Raw genomic sequence first — 685 nt, forward strand, 5'->3', positions numbered from 1 at the left:
TAAATCCAGGTGACGCCTTCGGCGCACCTGATTTAGGCGTTAGGCGCTAATACCTGCTCATTCTAATTAAAAAGGAAATTGATATGCCTTTTAGGGAGTTTAGTAAGCTGCAGTGGGAAACAATAGAATTTTCAAAGTCAAAATATTTGCCGCCTGCACTAGATCCTGAATTTGATTCTGAATATATAAAAACAGAAAGGTGTAAAGTATTTGGTGGTTGGCTAATTAGAACAATAAATGGTACAAAAACATTGGTAGGTGATCAAGTTAGAAGTGGGACAGATTTAGCCTTAGGTATTGGTATGTCAGCAGGAATAGGAGTAGGTTTGACATTTATTCCTGACTCTACTCATCAATGGATGCTTAATAAAGGAGATAATAATGAGCAATAACTATAAAATTCTAACAGAGAAAGATATTAGAGAACTTTCGTCATCAATGACTCTAGATGAGCTGAAAGAGGCTGACGACGAAATATACGGTTTGGTCAGCGCTAAACAGTCCAAGTCAACAAAAGGTTGCTGTAGAAAGTGTAGTTGTTCCGGTTATCGTCAAGGAAATCCGTCAACAATTTGTAGACGCTGCGGTCATGGTTGGAAACAACATAGTTGCTAGGTATTTCACCTGCGCCTAACAAAAAAATCCAGGTGACGCCTACGGCGCACCTGATTTGGGCGTTACATGC

General features: G+C 39.6%; 1 protein-coding gene. It reads left to right on the forward strand.

The genetic code is table 11. The features are described 5' to 3' along the window. Window positions 1-83 precede the first annotated feature (83 nt). On the forward strand, window positions 84-392 hold the full coding sequence (locus tag ACY2RQ_RS19595; RefSeq protein WP_490114699.1) for a hypothetical protein: 309 nt from the start codon (window positions 84-86) through the stop codon (window positions 390-392). Window positions 393-685 lie beyond the last annotated feature (293 nt).

This window comes from Parendozoicomonas sp. 209JJ7-1 (genome assembly GCF_058147085.1).